The organism is Thermophilibacter immobilis, from assembly GCF_015277515.1.
Lineage (GTDB): Bacteria > Actinomycetota > Coriobacteriia > Coriobacteriales > Atopobiaceae > Thermophilibacter > Thermophilibacter immobilis.
Genome location: NZ_CP063767.1, coordinates 1,412,005 through 1,428,294 on the forward strand (window position 1 = coordinate 1,412,005; position 16,290 = coordinate 1,428,294).

14 protein-coding genes are annotated in these 16,290 nt (G+C 69.8%); 5 read left to right on the top strand and 9 right to left on the bottom strand.

Going from position 1 to position 16,290, the window contains the following annotated elements:
• Nucleotides 1-5: 5 nt before the first annotated feature.
• Complete coding sequence (locus INP52_RS06335; RefSeq protein WP_194370080.1) at nt 6-353, bottom strand: phasin family protein; 348 nt, start codon at nt 351-353, stop codon at nt 6-8.
• A 148-nt stretch (nt 354-501) separates the two neighbouring features.
• Nucleotides 502-1,173, bottom strand: a complete 672-nt coding sequence (locus INP52_RS06340; protein ID WP_194370082.1) for an HAD family hydrolase — start codon at nt 1,171-1,173, stop codon at nt 502-504.
• Between the two features lie 118 nt (nt 1,174-1,291).
• Here INP52_RS06340 and INP52_RS06345 point away from each other — a divergent pair, with 118 nt between their 5' ends.
• The 3 genes from INP52_RS06345 (at nt 1,292) to INP52_RS06355 (ending at nt 6,228) form a co-directional block, all read left to right on the top strand.
• Nucleotides 1,292-2,554, top strand: a complete 1,263-nt coding sequence (locus tag INP52_RS06345) for a DUF1015 domain-containing protein (RefSeq protein ID WP_194370084.1) — start codon at nt 1,292-1,294, stop codon at nt 2,552-2,554.
• Between the two features lie 38 nt (nt 2,555-2,592).
• A complete protein-coding gene (locus INP52_RS06350) occupies nt 2,593-4,830 on the top strand; it encodes a tetratricopeptide repeat protein (RefSeq protein ID WP_194370086.1) in 2,238 nt (745 codons plus the stop codon).
• A gap of 276 nt (nt 4,831-5,106) precedes the next feature.
• Nucleotides 5,107-6,228, top strand: a complete 1,122-nt coding sequence (locus INP52_RS06355) for an IS1249 family transposase (protein WP_194370088.1) — start codon at nt 5,107-5,109, stop codon at nt 6,226-6,228.
• 88 nt (nt 6,229-6,316) lie between these two features.
• Here INP52_RS06355 and INP52_RS06360 read toward each other — a convergent pair whose 3' ends face one another.
• The 4 genes from INP52_RS06360 to priA are packed head-to-tail and all read right to left on the bottom strand — an operon-like array spanning nt 6,317 to nt 11,446.
• A complete protein-coding gene (locus tag INP52_RS06360; RefSeq protein ID WP_194370090.1) occupies nt 6,317-7,633 on the bottom strand; it encodes an RsmB/NOP family class I SAM-dependent RNA methyltransferase in 1,317 nt (438 codons plus the stop codon).
• Complete coding sequence (fmt, locus tag INP52_RS06365; RefSeq protein WP_194370092.1) at nt 7,634-8,545, bottom strand: methionyl-tRNA formyltransferase; 912 nt, start codon at nt 8,543-8,545, stop codon at nt 7,634-7,636. It lies immediately after the preceding gene.
• A 9-nt stretch (nt 8,546-8,554) separates the two neighbouring features.
• Nucleotides 8,555-9,106 carry a peptide deformylase gene (gene def, locus INP52_RS06370; protein WP_194370094.1) on the bottom strand — a complete coding sequence of 184 codons (552 nt, stop codon included), beginning with the start codon at nt 9,104-9,106 and terminating at the stop codon, nt 8,555-8,557.
• A 36-nt stretch (nt 9,107-9,142) separates the two neighbouring features.
• The gene (gene priA / locus INP52_RS06375; RefSeq protein ID WP_194370096.1) at nt 9,143-11,446 is read right to left on the bottom strand and encodes a replication restart helicase PriA; all 2,304 of its coding nucleotides are present in this window, start codon (nt 11,444-11,446) and stop codon (nt 9,143-9,145) included.
• Nucleotides 11,447-11,824: 378 nt separating this feature from the next.
• On the opposite strand from priA, the gene INP52_RS06380 reads away from it, so the two are divergent.
• Both INP52_RS06380 and INP52_RS06385 read left to right on the top strand, forming a co-directional pair.
• Nucleotides 11,825-12,448, top strand: coding sequence for an ATP-binding cassette domain-containing protein (locus INP52_RS06380; RefSeq protein WP_194370098.1), 624 nt, complete (start codon nt 11,825-11,827; stop codon nt 12,446-12,448).
• 156 nt (nt 12,449-12,604) lie between these two features.
• Nucleotides 12,605-13,471 carry an ABC transporter permease family protein gene (locus INP52_RS06385; protein ID WP_194370100.1) on the top strand — a complete coding sequence of 289 codons (867 nt, stop codon included), beginning with the start codon at nt 12,605-12,607 and terminating at the stop codon, nt 13,469-13,471.
• Nucleotides 13,472-13,615: 144 nt separating this feature from the next.
• On the opposite strand, the gene INP52_RS10150 is transcribed toward INP52_RS06385, so the two are convergent.
• The 3 genes from INP52_RS10150 to INP52_RS06400 all read right to left on the bottom strand — a co-directional run bounded on the left by INP52_RS10150 (nt 13,616) and on the right by INP52_RS06400 (nt 16,227).
• Nucleotides 13,616-13,933, bottom strand: coding sequence for a DUF2200 family protein (locus INP52_RS10150; protein WP_408647664.1), 318 nt, complete (start codon nt 13,931-13,933; stop codon nt 13,616-13,618).
• 248 nt (nt 13,934-14,181) lie between these two features.
• Complete coding sequence (gene metK / locus INP52_RS06395; RefSeq protein WP_194370102.1) at nt 14,182-15,447, bottom strand: methionine adenosyltransferase; 1,266 nt, start codon at nt 15,445-15,447, stop codon at nt 14,182-14,184.
• A complete protein-coding gene (locus INP52_RS06400) occupies nt 15,448-16,227 on the bottom strand; it encodes a TetR/AcrR family transcriptional regulator (RefSeq protein WP_194370104.1) in 780 nt (259 codons plus the stop codon). It abuts the gene before it with no gap.
• Between the last annotated feature and the right edge of the window lie 63 nt (nt 16,228-16,290).

Consider the following 16,290-nt stretch of genomic DNA (forward strand, 5'->3'; position numbering starts at 1 on the left):
CCGTCCTACTGTGCGCTGTCCTCGGGGGCGTCCGCGCCCTCGACGTCGACCTTCACCGCGTCAGAGTCGAGTTCGGCAGACATCTGGGCCACCTTGGCCGCGTAGGCGCTGCGCTCCTCGGGCGACATAGCCTCGAGGCGCGAGCGCAGCGTGGCGTCCGAGGTGTTGTCGAAGGCCTCCTTGGCCTTGCGGCTGAGCTCCTTGTTGAGGGTCTTTCCCTGCTCGACCGTGAGCTCACCCTTCTTGACGAGGTCGCCCACGACCTCCTGGGACTTCTCGGCGCCTATGGCCACGGCACCCACGCTGGCGAGGAAGAGCTTCCTGAAGCCGTCCGTCACGTCAAAGTCAGACATCTTTCGCTCCCTTCCGGGCGCGCGCCGGATGCGCCCGCCCCATGCCACATGTCTCCCCTTGTACCCCCAAGACGCTGGGTCTTTCCCCGCAAGGCGATCGTGGTCGCCGAGCGCGCCTCGGGAGCCAGGGCACGGCCCCGAGGCACGCCTAACCCAGAAGGATCCGGCCGAGCTCGCCGACAGTCTCGGCGATGGAGCAGGCCCCGGCGTCCACGAGCTCGCTGAGCGGGCAGGTCCGCCCGTAGTGGGCTCCCACGCAGGGCACCTCGCAGGCGGAGGCGGCCTCCACGTCAAAGCGCCGGTCCCCCACCATGACGGCGTCGGAGGCGTCCGCGCCCAGCTCGTCGAGCACCTGGGCGATCGTGGCGGCCTTGGTGGACTCCTCGTCGCTGAGCTTGCCGAGAACCAGGTCAAAGAGGCCGTCGAGGTCGTTGTCGGCGACGGCCTGGGTCACGAGGGGCGCCCGCTTGGACGAGGCCACCGCGCAGCGCTTGCCCGCCCGGCGCAGCTCGCGCAGGAGCTCCGGTACGCCCTCGAACGCGGGCCACCCGTCGATTCCCAGGGTGGCGTAGATGCGACGATACGCGGCAGTGACCTCGACGGCTTCGGAGGCAGAGAGTCCGTAGACCATCGAGAAGGCCTGGGGAAACGGCGGCCCGACGAGGCGGCGCAGGTCGCCGAGGTCGCCCTCGCCCAGGCCGTGATCAAGAAGGGCCTCGCGCGCCACCCTCGTGATGCCGTCCATCGTGTTTGCCAGCGTACCGTCAAAGTCAAAAATCACGAGCTCACAGCTCGTGACGTCGATGCCCGTCAGCGCCATCGCGCTCCTCTCGTCTTTTTTCTCAGGGTACCACGGGCGCGGGCGCGCCCGGCGCGGCAGGTCTACGATGGGACGCGCAGGGTATCATAATCTCATATGCGTCAATCAAGGAGGACACATGCACGCAGAGCCCATCACCTGCTACCGCCCGCGCCCTGAGGTAGCAGCTGCCTTCGCGTCCCTGCCCTACGACGTGTTCGACCGCGCGGAGGCGCGGAGCTACGTGGACGCGCACCCGGGCTCGTTTCTTGCCATCGACCGCCCTGAGACCTCCTTTGCCCCCGATCACGACCCGTATGCGAGCGACGTCTACGAGCGGGCGCGCGAGCTCCTGGAGGCGCGCATGGCCGACGGGACGCTCCTGCGCGACGAGGTCCCCTGCTACTACCTCTATCGTCTCAGGCAGGACGGGCGCGAGCAGACCGGCATCGTCTGCGCGTGCGCGCTCGACGACTACGCCGACGGCACCATCCGCAGGCACGAGCTGACCCGGCGCGACAAGGAGGACGACCGCGTGCGGCACATCGAGGCCACCGGCTGCCAGACCGGCCCGATCTTTCTCGCCTATCGCGACAGCCCCGCGTGCGAGGCCCTCGTCGAGGCCGAGAAGTCCGCCGAGCCGCTCTACGACTTCACGGACGAGCTCGGCGTCCAGCAGAGCGTCTGGCGCGTGGCGCTTCCCACTGCGGTGAACTCGCTGGACGCTCTGCTCGGGCACGTCGAGCGCACCTACATCGCCGACGGACACCACCGCGCCGCCTCGGCCGCCCGCGTCTGCCAGGAGCTGCGCGAGGCCCGGAGCGCGGGCACGCAGGACGCGAGCGCTCGTGAGCCCTACGACTCCCTCCTGTGCGTACTGTTTCCCGCCAGCCAGCTCAGGGTCCTGCCCTACAACCGCGTCGTCGCAGACGTGGCGGGACTCAGCGAGCCCGAGCTCGTAGGGGCCCTCGAGCGCACCGGGCTCACGGTGGGGAGCCGTCGGGACGCGCCGGTCACGCCCGAGCGCCGCGGCGTCTTTGGCATGTACGCCTTTGGCGCCTGGCGCGAGCTCTCCCTTGCGGGGAGCCTCCCCGCGGGCCCGGTGGAGGCGCTCGACGTCTCAATCTTGCAGGACCGCGTGCTGGGCCCCGTGCTCGACATCGACGACCCCCGGGGCGACCCGCGCGTCGACTTCGTGGGCGGGGCGGCCGGACCCGCCGAGCTCGAGCGGCGCGCCGGAGAGGGCGGTGTGGCCTTCTCGCTGTTCGCCACCTCGGTCGAGGAGCTCATGGAGGTGGCCGACGCCGGGAGGCTCATGCCCCCCAAGTCAACGTGGTTCGAGCCCAAGCTCAGAAGCGGCCTGTTCATCCGGCGCATCATGGAGAGCGACCCGCGCGGCTAGCCCCGCGCACGACCAGGAAGCAAGAAGGGAGGAGAGGCATGGCAGAGCGGGACAACGAGACGCGCGGCAGGCTCGGCAGGCTCTTCGCGGCGCTCGCCGGAGATGACGGGCCGTCCGACGCGCACGAGGGTTCGGACGACTCCCCAGACGCCGGCACGCACTCGTCTGACGGCTCCTCCTTGGACGTCGAGGAGCTCTCCCAGAAGCTGCTCTCGTCCTCCGACCCCGTTCCCCTGCTCGTCGCCCTCATGCACGACGTGCGCGTGCGGGCCGAGGGCGCGGGGACGCCGGGGCACGAGGGCATGCGCGCGCCGGGCGCGCTCGAGCTGCGCCTGGCGGAGCGCCTCGAGGAGGCGGGGCTGGACTCGGATGACGTGAAGCTCCCGTCTCTGCACGTGGTGAGGCCGCGCACCTCCGGCCTTTTCTACCTGCGCGTGGACGAGGAGTCGCTTGCCTGGCTCGCCAAGCTCGAGGTGCTGCGCGTGGAGGCCGCCCTCAACGCGGCGCTGCTCACGGGGCGTCTTCTGCCGGACGCCAACCGGGCCTCCGCGTCTGGGCTCGTCCGGGCCGAGCAGCGCATCTGTCGCTCGATCGTCTCCCAGGCCGAGCGCGTGGCAGCTCACCTGGACGAGCCCGCGCATGGCGAGTGGGCCGTGCGCCATGCGCTCGCCTATGGCATCGAGGCCTTCCAGCTCCCCTACCGCCTGACCGCGAGCTTCAGGGTCAACGTCGTCGCGGGGGCCGCCGCCTTCGAGGTCGACCTCGTCCCCCCGCGGGCGTGGACCTCGGTTGCCTTCGTGGGCGGTCTCGGGGTCGTCCCCGCGACGTCCGAGATGCGGCGCGCCGCTGCGACCGACTACAACCTCAGGCTCGCGGTCCTTCTCGCCGGCTACGCGTTCGCCGTGGCCCCCGAGCTCGACCAGGTGTGGGTGGCCGGGGTCGTGGACACGGCGGCCGACCATGCCTGCTACTACTCCGTGCGCCTCACGCGCACGGGTCTCGTGGGCGTCGACCTCACCGGGGCGCTCGACCCGCTCGCCCTGCTGCGGGCCTCGGGGGCCGTACTTGAAGGCGACGAGCGGGGGCTGTCCGCCGTGCGCCAGGGCTTCTCGCTCGAGGACGAGCTCTTCTGCCCCGCCCGACGCCACGACCCCGTGGAACTCTCCGACGCCGTCCTGGACGCGAGCGCCGCACGAGCCCTGGGCTGCGCGCGCGTGAGCGGCCTCTCCATAGACGAGGGCCAGCGTCGGCGACACGTGGCCTCCGAGCTCTCCCGCGGTCTCACCGACTCCACCGAGGACAACGTCCGCCTGCTTCTCTCCGCCGCTGGCGAGGGGGCGCTCGACGACGTCGCCCAGGCTGCCCGGCGCTGCGTCGCAAAGCTCATAGACGGGACCCTCGCCGACGACCCGATCGCCGTGGAGGAGGAGTTCGTGGACGGGGACCCGCTCTCTCGCGCGGCGGCGAAGGCGCACGACCTCCTGGTTTCCCGCGACTTCGCCGGGGCCCAGAAGGTCGCGGAGGAGGGACTCGCACAGGCCGAGAATGACGCCTGCTCCCCTGCGGGCGCGAGCGAGCGGCTTGAGCGCGCCTTTGGAACCTATGCGGACCGCGCCCTGTACAATCGCCTCGTCGGCCCGGGAGAGCCCCCGTGCGCGCTCGCGTCCAGTCCCTCCCTCGACGCGCACGCCATAGCGTCGGCCGCCGAGCTCGCACAGGGGCTCGTAGAGGAGGCGCTCGCCCACGCGCGTCACGTGGCCGAGGTCGCGCCGCTCTCCGCCCAGGCGAGCCTGCACCTGTCCCACTGCCTCGAGGCCGCTGGCGACGTCGAGGGCAGCGAGCGCGAGCTCTGCCGCCTGCTCGCGCTCGCGCACGACCCGGAGTCGATCGGCCTGGGCTACCTGCGCGTGGCGCAGCTCGAGTGGCAGCAGGGGCACGTGCTCGCGGCCCAGGCGTGCTACCAGCGCGCCCTGCGCTACCTCCCCGCGCCCACCATCACGGTGGGCCTCGCCTTCGTGACCTTCGTGGGGCAGGCGAGCGGGTCCGGGGAGGCGCAGCTGCCCGACGACCAGGCTGATGCCGTCCTCGAGGCGGCCGGGATCCCGCTCGCCCCCACCCGCGAGGTCTCCGACGCGTTTCTCGAGGCGGCGCGAGCCGCCGTGGACAGCGAGCTGTTCGGCGTGGCGCGCGACCTCATGCAGACGCTCTGCACGATGTCTCGCGACGACGTCTACTTTGGCATGCTCCGCTCGATTGAGGACGCGCCCGACCGCTAGCGGCTCGCGGGCCGCGGGACGAGCGGGCTGTCGTCGCGACCGCCGCTGTCTCCGTCGTCGTCACCGTCAGTGAAGTGGGGGTTAAAGGACAAAACGTGTTGCTGATCTGTCACGTTCTTGCAGGTAACACCCCAATAAGGTGGGTCTATAGTTGGTCCCTCCCAACTACGAGGATGGACAGAACGTGTTGCTGATCCCGCCTATCGTCCCAGCTAAATGCCCATAAGCATGCCATGTTAGTTGCCTGTGTCGACGTCGACGGAGGCAGGCGGTCCGATGGGCAAGGTGAGGTGCCCCTACTGCGGGGGCAAGACCAAGAGGAGTGGCAGGACGACCGCAGGGAGGCAGCGCTGGAGATGCCTCGCCTGCGGGGCAACGTTCGTCCATGGGATAGATGCTTCCGCGAAGACGTTGGACGGGTTCCTGACATGGCTGCTCTCCGGTGAGAGACAGTCCGACCTGCCGGGTGGCGGGAGGACCTTCAGGAGGAGGACCTCCAGGTTCTGGGACATATGGCCCCTGCCTCCCCTCGTGGACGAGGTCTTCGATGTCGTCTACGTCGACGGGATATGGGTCGCTCGCGACGTCGTCGTGCTCATAGCCTGCACGGACGAGCATGTCCTCGGGTGGTACGTGGCAAGAAGCGAGAACTCGCGTGCCTGGTCGGCCCTGCTGGCCCGCATCGCCCCTCCCGGCGTGGTGGTGGGTGACGGCGGCTCGGGGTTCGCCAAGGCCGCCAGGCGCATGTGGCCCACCACGAGGGTCCAGCGTTGCACCTTCCATGCCTTCTGCCAGGTCAGAAGGTACACCACCTCACGTCCCAAGCTTAGGGCGGGCGTCGAGCCCTATGACCTCGCGTGCCGGCTGCCGCATGTTGCCAGCTCCGAGCAGGCGGCCGCCTGGATGGTCTCCTACGCGTCATGGTGCTCGCGCTGGGGTGCGTTCCTGGCCGAGCGCACCCGTGACGAGCGCGGACACCTGGCCTACACCCACGAGAGGCTCGTCAGGGCGAGAGGCTCGCTTACGACCCTCGTCAGGCAGGGGACGCTCTTCACCTACGTCGACCCTGGCCTCACGGGCGTGCTCGGGCCTCTGCCGGCCACGAACAACAGGATAGAGGGCGGCGTGAACGCCCAGCTGAGACGCATGCTGAGGGACCACAGGGGCCTCAGCACCACCAGGAGGATCAAGGCCGTCTACTGGTGGTGCTATCTGCACACGGAGTGCCCCCTGCCCGCTGCGCAGATCCTGAAGGTGATGCCCACGGATGACCAGATCGCCCGGGCATATCGCAACATCACCTACGGGCAGAGAAGCGAAGAACCGATGGAGTGGGGTGATGGCCTGGTCTGGCAGGATCTGCACCAGTCGGTCCCCTGGCGTTCGGACTGGGACTAGTCATAGCAACACGTTTTGTCCTATAACCCTGAAGTGGAGTGCGCCGAGGCGAGGCAGGACACCCTGAAGCAAGACGCACGGCGGTGGTCTATAAGCGGCGGCGCAGGTGGGCGTGGAAGTGGACATCCGAGCCGGGCCAGGAGGTGCGCTCCTGCGAGACGAGCTCGAAGCCGCAGCCGGCGTCGCTGGCGAGAAACTCCTCAGCCACGCGCTCGTCCTCCTCGGCCAGGATCGAGCAGGTCGCATAGACGAGCGCCCCACCTTCGTCTACGCGCGACGCAACGGCGCTCAGGATCTGGAGCTGGAGGCCGGCGAGCTCGTGGACGGCGGCGGCCTCGAGGGACCACGCAATCTCGGGGTGGCGCGCGAGCGTGCCCGTCCCTGTGCATGGTGCGTCAACGAATACCAGGTCGAAGCTGCCGAGAGAGGCATCGAGTGCCCGAGCGTCAGCCGCGACGCACCGGACGTGGTCGGCCACGCCGGCATCCTTCATGCGCCTCGCCGCGCGCTCGGACTTGCGAGCGTCGGCCTCCACGGCCACGACCTCGCACGGAACCCCGGTCGCGCACGCCGCTCCCTCGAGCAGCACGGTCTTGGTCCCGCGACCCTGCCCCACCTCGAGCACGCGCGAACCGGGCGCGGGCGCGGCCGCAAGGGCGACTTGTTGCGCAGACAGGTCGCACGGCAGCACGAGGCCGCGCTCGACCAGGCCCGACCCCGCGAGCTGCGCGGGGGCACCCAGCGAGAAGGACCCCGGCAGCGGTCCCGCGACCGGTCCGCAGCCAGCATCGGCCAGCAGACGCTCGGCCTCGTCAGTTGAGACGAGCGCGCGGTTGGCAGCCACCGTGGCCGCAGACGGCTCGAGCGCCGCAGACGCCCAGGCGGCCGCGGCCCGTGGCCCGAGCGAGGCGAGCGCGCGCTCGCAGAGCCACTCCGGCAGCGCCCCGACCCGGGCCAGGTCGGCCGCGGCGAATGTCCCGGCCTCCACGCGCCCGCGCGCGGCGGCCAGTGCGGGCGCGTCCTTCTCGGCAATGCGGCGCAGGACGGCGTTGGCCAGCCCCGCGGCACGCGGGGCCACGCCGCGCACGAGCTCCACGCCCTGGCTCACGCAGACCTCGTCAGGCGTGGAGAGATAGAGCAGCTCAAAGGCGGCCAGGCAGAGAGCATCGCGCACGCGCGGCTCCAGGTGCGCCGTGCGCGCGAGACGCGCGTCGACCACGCGGTCGAGCTCCCCGGTGGCGGCCACGCAGCCCATGACGAGCCTGAAGGCCAGCGCACGGTCGCGCTCGGGAAGCCCCGCCAGCGCCTCTGAGCCGCGCAGGAGGTCGCGGGCGCGCGCGTCCCTGCGACGGCGCTCCCCCAGAAGGCCGAGCGCGCAGGTCCGCGCCCGCACGGCGCGCGCCACCTAGACGCGCTCCCAGGAGAGCTCACCGCGCAGGCCGGCCGCCCAGGAGGAGGCGTCCCGGTCGCCCTTGCCGTCGGGACGCACGCGCAGGAGCTCGAGGGTCCCCTCGGCGCACCCCAGAAGCACGCGACCGTGCGCCGCCGTCACCGCGCCGGCCTCCACGAACTCGTCGGCCGCGCGCGCCTCGAGCACGCGCAGGCCGCGCCCGGACAGCGCGAGGCGCGCCGGCGCCGTGTCCCCGGAGGCCCGCACGCGCCGCGCGCAGGCCACGGCCGAGTCCTCGGGCGACAGGAGCATCTCGGCCTTGGTCAGCTTGGGGGCGAGCGTCACCCGGGAGGCGTCCTGCTCGTGCCAGACGGCCGTGCCGTCCGCGAGGGTGTCGAGCGCGCCGACGAGCTCGGAGGCGCCCAGGCCAGACAGCTCGACCGTAAGCTCGCCAGCGTCCTTCTCGCCCACCTCGACCGAGGCCTGGGCGCACCATGCACCGGCGTCCAGGTCGTGGGCCACGCGCATGATCGAGACGCCCGCGCGCTCGTCTCCCGCCAGGATGGCGCGCTGGATGGGGGCAGCCCCGCGCCAGCGCGGCAGGAGCGACGCGTGCACGTTCACGGCGCCCAGGGGCGCGACCGAGAGGAGCTCGTCGGGCAGGATGCAGCCAAAGGCCACGACGCAGATGACGTCCGGCTCCGCCGCGCGCACGGCCGCGAGGGCACGCTCGTCCATGCGGCTGGCCTCGAGCACGTCAAGGCCCAGCTCGAGCGCGCGCGCCTTCACGGCGGACGGCTCGAGCGCGCGCCCGCGCCCGCGCACGGCATCCGGACGCGTGACCACGAGAGCTACGTCATGGCGCGCGGCGAGGGCCTCGAGCGACGGGACGGAGAACTTCGGCGTCCCCATGAAGACGATGCGCATGCGCGCCCCCTACTCCTCGACCGCGGTCTCGCCGGGACGGGCCCCCGCCTCGATGGCCTCCTCGCAGGCGCGCATGGCCTCGGCGCGCTTCAGCGGCGACAGGTGGTCGACCATGGTCTTGCCGTGGACGTGGTCGATCTCGTGCTGCAGGCAGACGGCCAGGAGGTTGCCCTCGGCCTCGTACTGCATGAGGTCGCCGTCGAGGTTCTTGGCGCGCACCACCACGTGGCTCGGGCGGCTCACCGGGACGCTGATGCCCGGGAAGGAGAGGCACCCCTCCATAGTCTCGCGCTCGGGGCCGTCGGCGGTCACGATCTGGGGATTGATAAGAACGTAGGGGTTCTTCTTGCTGCCCCTGCCCACGTAGTCAACGTCAATGACCACGATCTGGCTCATCGCTCCGATCTGCGGGCCGGCCAGGCCGCAGCCGTCCGAGGCGTACATCACCCTGAGCATGTGGTCGGCCAGATCGCGCACGCCGTCATCGATCTTCTCGATCGGGGCGCACTGCGTGAAGAGGCGCGGGTCGGGCGAGAGCACGACGTCTCTTGAATCGTCCATGTCTATCTCCTTCTGCCGGCGGGCGCGCCGTCGGCGTCACATCAGGTCGTACGCGTCAATGTCCACTGCCATGTTACTACCCACCGGACGCCGGATCGATGCCGCGCAGCCGCGCAGCACACCGCCCAGGTCCGCGTCCGCGGGGGCCTTGACCATCACGTGGCGGCGCACCTGGTCCTTCGCGCGCGCCTTCACGCAGTCGGCCGGGCCCAGCACCTCCCAGCCCGCGAGCCCCTCCGTGCGCGCGCGGACGGCGTCGGCGAAGGCCGCGGAGACCTCGCGCACCATGGCCTCGCGACGGCCCCATACGACCACGTTGGCCAGGCGGGCGAAGGGCGGGTAGCCCGCCTCGGCGCGCTCGGCAAGCTCGGGGGCCAGAAACGTCGCGCGGTCGTGGGTGGCGACCGCCCGCATGGCGGGGTGGGTGGCCCAGTACGTCTGGATCACCACCTCGCCCGCGCGCGCGCCGCGCCCGGCCCGGCCCGCGACCTGCTCGAGCAGGTCGTAGGTCCGCTCGGCGGCGCGGAAGTCCGGGAGCTTGAGCATGGTGTCCGCGTTGATGACGCCCACGAGCGTGACCTCGGGGAAGTCGAGCCCCTTGGCGATCATCTGCGTGCCCACGAGCACCGCACACTCGGCGGCGTCGAAGCGCTCGAGGAGCCGCTGGTGGGCGCCCTTGCTGCGCGTCGTGTCGGCGTCCATGCGGATGACCTCCACGCCCTCGGGCAGGAGCATCCCCAGCTCGTCCTCCACGCGCTGCGTGCCCACGCCAAAGGCGGCGAGGTAGCGGCTACCGCAGTTGGGGCAGCGCGTGGACGGGTCGGGGTAGGCCGCGACCGGCCAGCTGCGCGCGCAGGTGTGGCAGACGAGGGCGTGGGTGCGCTCGTGGTAGGTCAGCGCGGTCGAGCAGTGCGGGCACTCGGGCACGCAGCCGCACTCCCGGCACATGAGGAAATTGGCGAAGCCGCGGCGGTTGAGCAGGAGCACGGCCTTCTCGCGACGCTCGACCACGCCCTCCAGGGCGCGCACGAGCGGGGCCGAGAAGATCGAGCGGCCGCCGCCGCGGAACTGCTCGGCCATGTCCACGACCGTGACCTGGGGCAGCGCGGCCGTGCCCGGGCGCTCAGGCATCTTGACGCGCGTCCAAGCAGCGCCGGAGAAGCGCCCCTCCCGGCAGCGCTCCAGGCTTTCGAGCGAAGGGGTGGCCGAGCCCAGGACCAGGGCGCACCCGCGCTCGGCCGCCATGCGCGCGGCCACCTCGCGGGCGTGGTAGCGCGGGGACTTGTCCTGCTTGTAGGAGCCCTCGTGCTCCTCGTCGATGATGATGAGGCCGGGGCTAGCGAGAGGCGCGAAGAGCGCGGAGCGGGCGCCCACCACCACGTGGGCGCGCCCCTGGCGCACGAGGTCCCACTGGTCGAAGCGCTCCCCCACCGAAAGGCGGGAGTGGAGCACGGCCACCTCCTCGCCGAAGCGGCTGCGAAAGCGCCCCACCGTCTGGGCCGTGAGCGAGATCTCCGGCACCAGGACGAGCGCCCCCTGCCCGTCCGCGAGCGCGCGCTCGATGGCGGCCAGGTAGACCTCGGTCTTGCCCGAGCCCGTGACCCCGTCGACCAGGACCACGTCGCCGAACGCAGCCGCGCGAGCGCGCCCGATGGCGGCCAGGGCCTCGACCTGCCCGTCCGTGAGGCGCGCGGGCCGGGGCGCAGCCGCCGACGAGAGGCTCGTGGACTCGATCCCGCGCAGCTCGCGGCGGGTGGCCACGGCAACGACGCCCCTCTTGGCCAGGGCGCCGACCGCGCTCGCGGCTCCGGGGATGGTCGCCGAGAGCTCGGAGACGCGCTGCGGGCCGGCGGCCAGCGCCGCGATCACGGCGCGCTGGCGGCTCGCGGCGCGGGTGGGCGTGAAGTCGTTGGCCTCGGGCGTGAGGCTCGCCCAGCGCGCGTCGCGGGGCCCGGCCTTCTCGCTCACGAGCTCCCACGGGGCGTCCGGGGACGGGCGCGTGACCTTGACCTTCTGGCCGGGAGCCAGGAAGGGGCGGACCGCGTCGCACAAGGGGCAGGCGTAGGCGCGCGCCATCCAGCTCGCGACGCGCGCCGAGGCGTCGTCGAAGGCCGGCGCGGCCAGGACCTGCGCCACCGGTAGGATCTGCTGGGCGCTGACGTTTGCGGGGGGCTCGTCCGAGACGGCCATGACGTAGCCCACCGCCGCGCGGTGCGAGAAGGGCACGAGGACCGTGGCCCCCACGGCGAGCGCGGGGCCGAGCGCGGCGGGCGCGGCGTAGTCGAAGGTGCCCTCGAGCGCGCGCGTGGGTATGTCGAGCGCGACGCTCGCGTAGCGCATGGGCGCCTCCGTTTCTTGCTGCGTCGTGGATTCTTGGAGTCTTGATTGTAGTGGAGATCCGAGAGGGCGGGCGCTGGGCTACGGATACTGCCTGGAGACCTCATCCCTTCAGCAAATCGCCGAGCAAAGTGAATAGGGGGTTTTCCCCTCTCACTGTCCCTGCGGTATTAATTGAAAAAAAATACTCTGTTTGATTTCGTACTATGCTGTTTCTGAAAGGAATCCATCGTTGATGAGCAACTTTCAGAGGGGTGTCGTCCATGTCGCCGGCCATGGTCACGCGGAATCTGAGGAAGTCATTCCCCGTTGGGGCCGCCGGGGGCATAAGGAAATCGAAATCCTCCACGGCATCGACATGCGCGTCGAGCAGGGGAGTTCGTGGGGATCTTCGGCCCGAGCGGCTCGGGAAAGTCGACCCTTCTGCACTGCATGACGGGGCTGACGCAGGCGCCGGAAGGCTCGGTCAACATGTTGGGCAACGAGCTCACCTCGCCGGGCCGCTCGGCCCTGTCCAGGCTCCAGCGTGCGCACGCTGGCTTCGTCTTCCAGTCGTTCTGCCTCATCGATTCTCTAAATGTGGCGGACAACGTCGCCCTGCCGTCACGGCTCCTGAGAAGGTCCCTGCCCCAAGACGCGGTGGAGGGCCCGCTCACCGAGGTGGTCCTTGGTGGTCCTTGGTGGTCCTTGGTGGTCCTTGGTGGTCCTTGGTGGTCCTTGGTGGTCCTTGGTGGTCCTTGGTGGTCCTTGGTGGTCCTTGGTGGTCCTTGGTGGTCCTTGGTGGTCGTGGCAAGGAGCGCATCCAGTCGCTGTCCGGTGGCGAGCAGCAGCGTTGACCTTCTCAGGAAATTCAGCGAGAAACCGAAAAAGGCCGTGGTGCTGGTCACCCACGACCTGTCCGCAGCCAAGCTCGTGAACCGTGCCGTCGTCATACGCGACGGGCTCATCGACTCGGAGGAGCGGCACCCTACCGCCGAGCACCTCCTCGAACTGATGGAGGCCTAGGATGTTCAAGCTTGCCGCCTGCGGCCTTGTCGGCTCGCTCGTCGGTGGCCTGGTCTCACTCGCTCTCTATCCTCCCTCTTTCTCCTCCTCTTTAGCGACTTCGGTCCATCGGTCGTGACGCTTAACGTGACTCCGGATGCCACTGGGACTCCCCTGGTGGCGTTCTGGTCCGCACTCATCTTTCTATGTGGGGGATTCGGTGCCGCCCGAGGGGCCTCAAAGACAAAGCCCCTGGCTGCTCTCTCGGAGCTGGAGCGCGCCACGTCCAAGGTCCCGTTGCTCAGAATCGCCCTGCTGGGTCTCTCTATCGCATGCGCCGTCTGGTTCTACGACCTTATGAAGACCGCTGATGCGAAGGATGTAATCACCTGGGGCTTCGTCTTCCCCCTTCCCATCATCGGCGTCTTCTCCGCCCTCTCTCCCTGGATCCTGCCGACCGTACTCCGAGCGTGGTCCATCCTGCTCAGACCCCTCGTCCTGTCCGACCTAGCAGGAAAGGAGGCTCGTTACTCCCTTGCCAGCAGCTCCTCCATGGAGTTGCCCGTCATGGTAGGCTACGAGATTATCTGTGGGTTCTCTTCCGCCCTAGGTCCTCTGGCCGTGTGGTATGCCACGCACGTGGGCTCAGACGGTGATTTCATGGTGGGTTGGACGCCGACGGTCATCATGCTGGGTGGACCTTTGCTCATCTGCGTAGTGGGCGCGACGGCAAGCGCACTGATGTCCGCTGCGGACCGCAGTCAGAGCACCGCCTCCCTGATATCTCTGGGAGCGACCCCGGCGGAGACTGTCTGCGTCAGTCTCATCGAGGCGACGCTTCACATGCTCAATGCCCTGATCGTGGGGGCTCTTGCCGTTCTCGTCTCGATCTTCTTCACGTCGCTGGCCCTCGGAGTAGCTCCTTTCGAGGGGCTAGACCTCGACGTGGGACTCGTGGTCTGCGCGGTCGGGCTGGGTCTGGTCGCAGTCGCCCTGTGCGCGGGTACCCTGCACGGCATCCTGCGGGTGCGGGGTGCGGAATAGCTGGGCTGGAGCGTCGCCAACGTCGCCACAGCGTGCCCCGGTCTTTAAACGCTACCGGCAGTCTGGCGCCGTTTTTCTCCGCATCAACTCTCCCTCATGAGGGCTCCTCGACGTCCTCCGCGCGCGCCACCCGTGATCCAGGCCTCATCTGGGGTTGGGGCGCGAAGCGCCTCTGAAGAAAGTCCCCGTAGGTGACGTCAGAGGCCGCGAGCTCGGCAATTGGCTGGTCTCGTAGCCCGTGAGCCAGGACGTGACGGCGTCCACCTCGGCGCGCGCCCCTTGCGTTCGGCCTTGGCGACCAAGAGCGGGTAGACCCACGCGAACCCCACCCGGTAGACCTTCTGGCTGTTTGCCCTGGCGCCCCCTCCGCCGAACTATTGCGCCCCCATCATACGACGGGGCGCATGTGGCAATCGCAAAACGTTCGTCAAGGACGTCCGCGCCCCAGGGCGGTTGCGGCACTTATCGGTGTTGAGATGCCGCAGATGCCCCGCCGAATGGGCGTAGGGCTACCGCGACGGGGCGGTTGCAGCGGTTCTCAGCGTTGGAACACCGCAAGCGCCCCGCCGGGCAAGCCGAGAAGAATGGCACGGGGCGGGTGCGGCACTTCTCGGCGTCGGAACACGTGAAGCGCCCCACCGGGCAATCATGAGAGAAGCTCGGCGGGGCACATGCGGCAGTCGCGACGGCAGGAACGCCAGGAGGGTCCCCTACGCCACCCGCGCCTCGGCGACGGCGCGCTTGAGCTCCTCGACGCGGTCGCACCTCTCCCAGGTGAAGTCGGGGTCCTCGCGGCCGAAGTGCCCGTAGGCCGCGGTCTTCTCGAAGATGGGGCGGCGCAGCCTGAGGTCGCGCACGATGGCGCCCGGGCGCAGGTCGAAGACGCGCTCGACCGCGCGCTCGATCGTCTCGTCGTCCACCGCTCCCGTGCCGAAGGTGTCCACCATGATGGACAGCGGGTGCGCGACGCCGATTGCGTAGGCGAGCTCGATCTCGCACTTGTGCGCGAGGCCGGCGGACACCACGTTCTTGGCCACCCAGCGCGCCGCGTAGGCGGCCGAGCGATCGACCTTGGTGCAGTCCTTGCCCGAGAAGCACCCGCCGCCGTGACGACCCATGCCACCGTAGGTGTCCACGATGATCTTGCGGCCCGTGAGACCCGTGTCGCCCATGGGCCCGCCGACCACGAAGCGCCCGGTGGGGTTTACGTAGATGTCGGCGTCCCTCCAGCGGATGCCCACCTCGTCCAGGACCGGCGCGATCACGTGCTCGATCATGTCGCGCTTGATGACGCCCATGTCTTTGATCTTGTCGGCGTGCTGCGTGGAAACGACGATGGCCGTGACCTCGACGGGGCGGTCGTCCTCGTAGCGCACGGTCACCTGGGTCTTGCCGTCGGGGCGCAGGTAGTCCACCGTGTGGTCCTTGCGCACGGCGGACAGGCGCTCGGAGAGCCGCTGCGCGAGGTAGGCGGGCATGGGCATGAGGACGTCGGTCTCGTCCGAGGCGTAGCCGAACATCATGCCCTGGTCGCCGGCGCCGATGGCGTCGATGGGGTCCGTCGTGCCGCCGGCCTGCGCGTCGAAGGACTCGTCGACCCCCATGGCGATGTCGGGGCTCTGCTCGTGGATGAGGTTGAGCACGCCGCAGGTGTCGCAATCGAAGCCGTACTTCGCGCGGTCGTAGCCGATCCGGCGGATGACCTCGCGGGCGATCCTCTGCACGTCGACGTAGGCAGCCGTGCGAATCTCGCCGGCCACGATCACGGTCCCCGTGGTCACGAAGGTCTCGCAGGCGCAGCGGATGTTGTTCACGCAGGCCGGCATGCCCGACGGAGAGACGTAGCCCGCAGACTCGAGCTCGGTCTCCTTGCGGATGATCGCGTCGAGGATGGCGTCGGAGACCTGGTCGCAGATCTTGTCGGGGTGGCCCTCCGTGACGCTCTCGGAGGTGAAGAAGCGGTTGCGGTGAGACATTCATTCATCCTTTCCTGATGGGGGAAGCTCGTGTGTCGTGGGATTCTTAGCCGAGAAGAGCGTGCGGGCGCGCGCGGTGCCCATGCCCGAGAAGACCAGGTCGAGCATCTCGCGCACGAGGTCGGAGCTCTCGTGCGCCGCAATGTCGGGCCCGACGTACTCGTAGACCACGAACGATCCGACGATACCCACGGCGCTCAGGCGGCTGTTGGACTCGGCGCGCACGAGCCCCTCCTCCTTGGCCCGCTCGAACTGGGCCGTGAGGATCGAGATGATGCGCGCGAGGTGCGTCTCGACGCTCGGGAGCACGTCGTGGCCGTCGGCCGCCGACCCGCGCGTCATGGCGAGCATGAGGGGGGTCCCGGGACGCAGGCCCTCGACGAGGGTCTGGACGAGGCCGAAGATCGACTCCGCCGAGGAGGGGGCCTTGGCCACGACGCCCTCGACGCTGTCCACCAGGCCGTCGACCGAGCGATCGAAGACGGAGCGCACGAGCGCGGTCTTGTCGGCGAAATAGTAGTAGAGGGCGCCCTTCGACATCGCGCAGCGCTCCGAGACCTCGCTCATCTGGAAGTCGGTGCTGCCGTGCTCGACCATGAGCTCGGCGGCGGCGGACATGATCTTCTCGCGGGTGGCCGCACTCTTGCGCGTCTTGGTGCCCGAGCGCAGGCGCGCGCCCTGGCGGGCCACGGTCTGCTCGATGCTGTCGCGAGCCACCTCGCGCACGCTCTGGACGTCGCTGGCCAGCCGGGAGGTCACCTTGTCGTCCAAGATGTTCACGAGAAGTCCTTCTCTCTTGTTGAGTCGAGGGCGATTCTACCATCCGGGCCGCCTTTTTGAGCG

Coding starts and splice junctions, on each gene's coding strand:
- INP52_RS06345 (WP_194370084.1), top strand. CDS start 1,292: ATGCACGCAGAGCCCATCACCTGCTACCGCCCGCGCCCTGAGGTAGCA.
- metK (WP_194370102.1), bottom strand. CDS start 15,447: ATGTCTCACCGCAACCGCTTCTTCACCTCCGAGAGCGTCACGGAGGGC.
- INP52_RS06350 (WP_194370086.1), top strand. CDS start 2,593: ATGGCAGAGCGGGACAACGAGACGCGCGGCAGGCTCGGCAGGCTCTTC.
- priA (WP_194370096.1), bottom strand. CDS start 11,446: ATGCGCTACGCGAGCGTCGCGCTCGACATACCCACGCGCGCGCTCGAG.
- fmt (WP_194370092.1), bottom strand. CDS start 8,545: ATGCGCATCGTCTTCATGGGGACGCCGAAGTTCTCCGTCCCGTCGCTC.
- INP52_RS06335 (WP_194370080.1), bottom strand. CDS start 353: ATGTCTGACTTTGACGTGACGGACGGCTTCAGGAAGCTCTTCCTCGCC.
- INP52_RS06340 (WP_194370082.1), bottom strand. CDS start 1,173: ATGGCGCTGACGGGCATCGACGTCACGAGCTGTGAGCTCGTGATTTTT.
- INP52_RS06355 (WP_194370088.1), top strand. CDS start 5,107: ATGGGCAAGGTGAGGTGCCCCTACTGCGGGGGCAAGACCAAGAGGAGT.
- def (WP_194370094.1), bottom strand. CDS start 9,106: ATGGACGATTCAAGAGACGTCGTGCTCTCGCCCGACCCGCGCCTCTTC.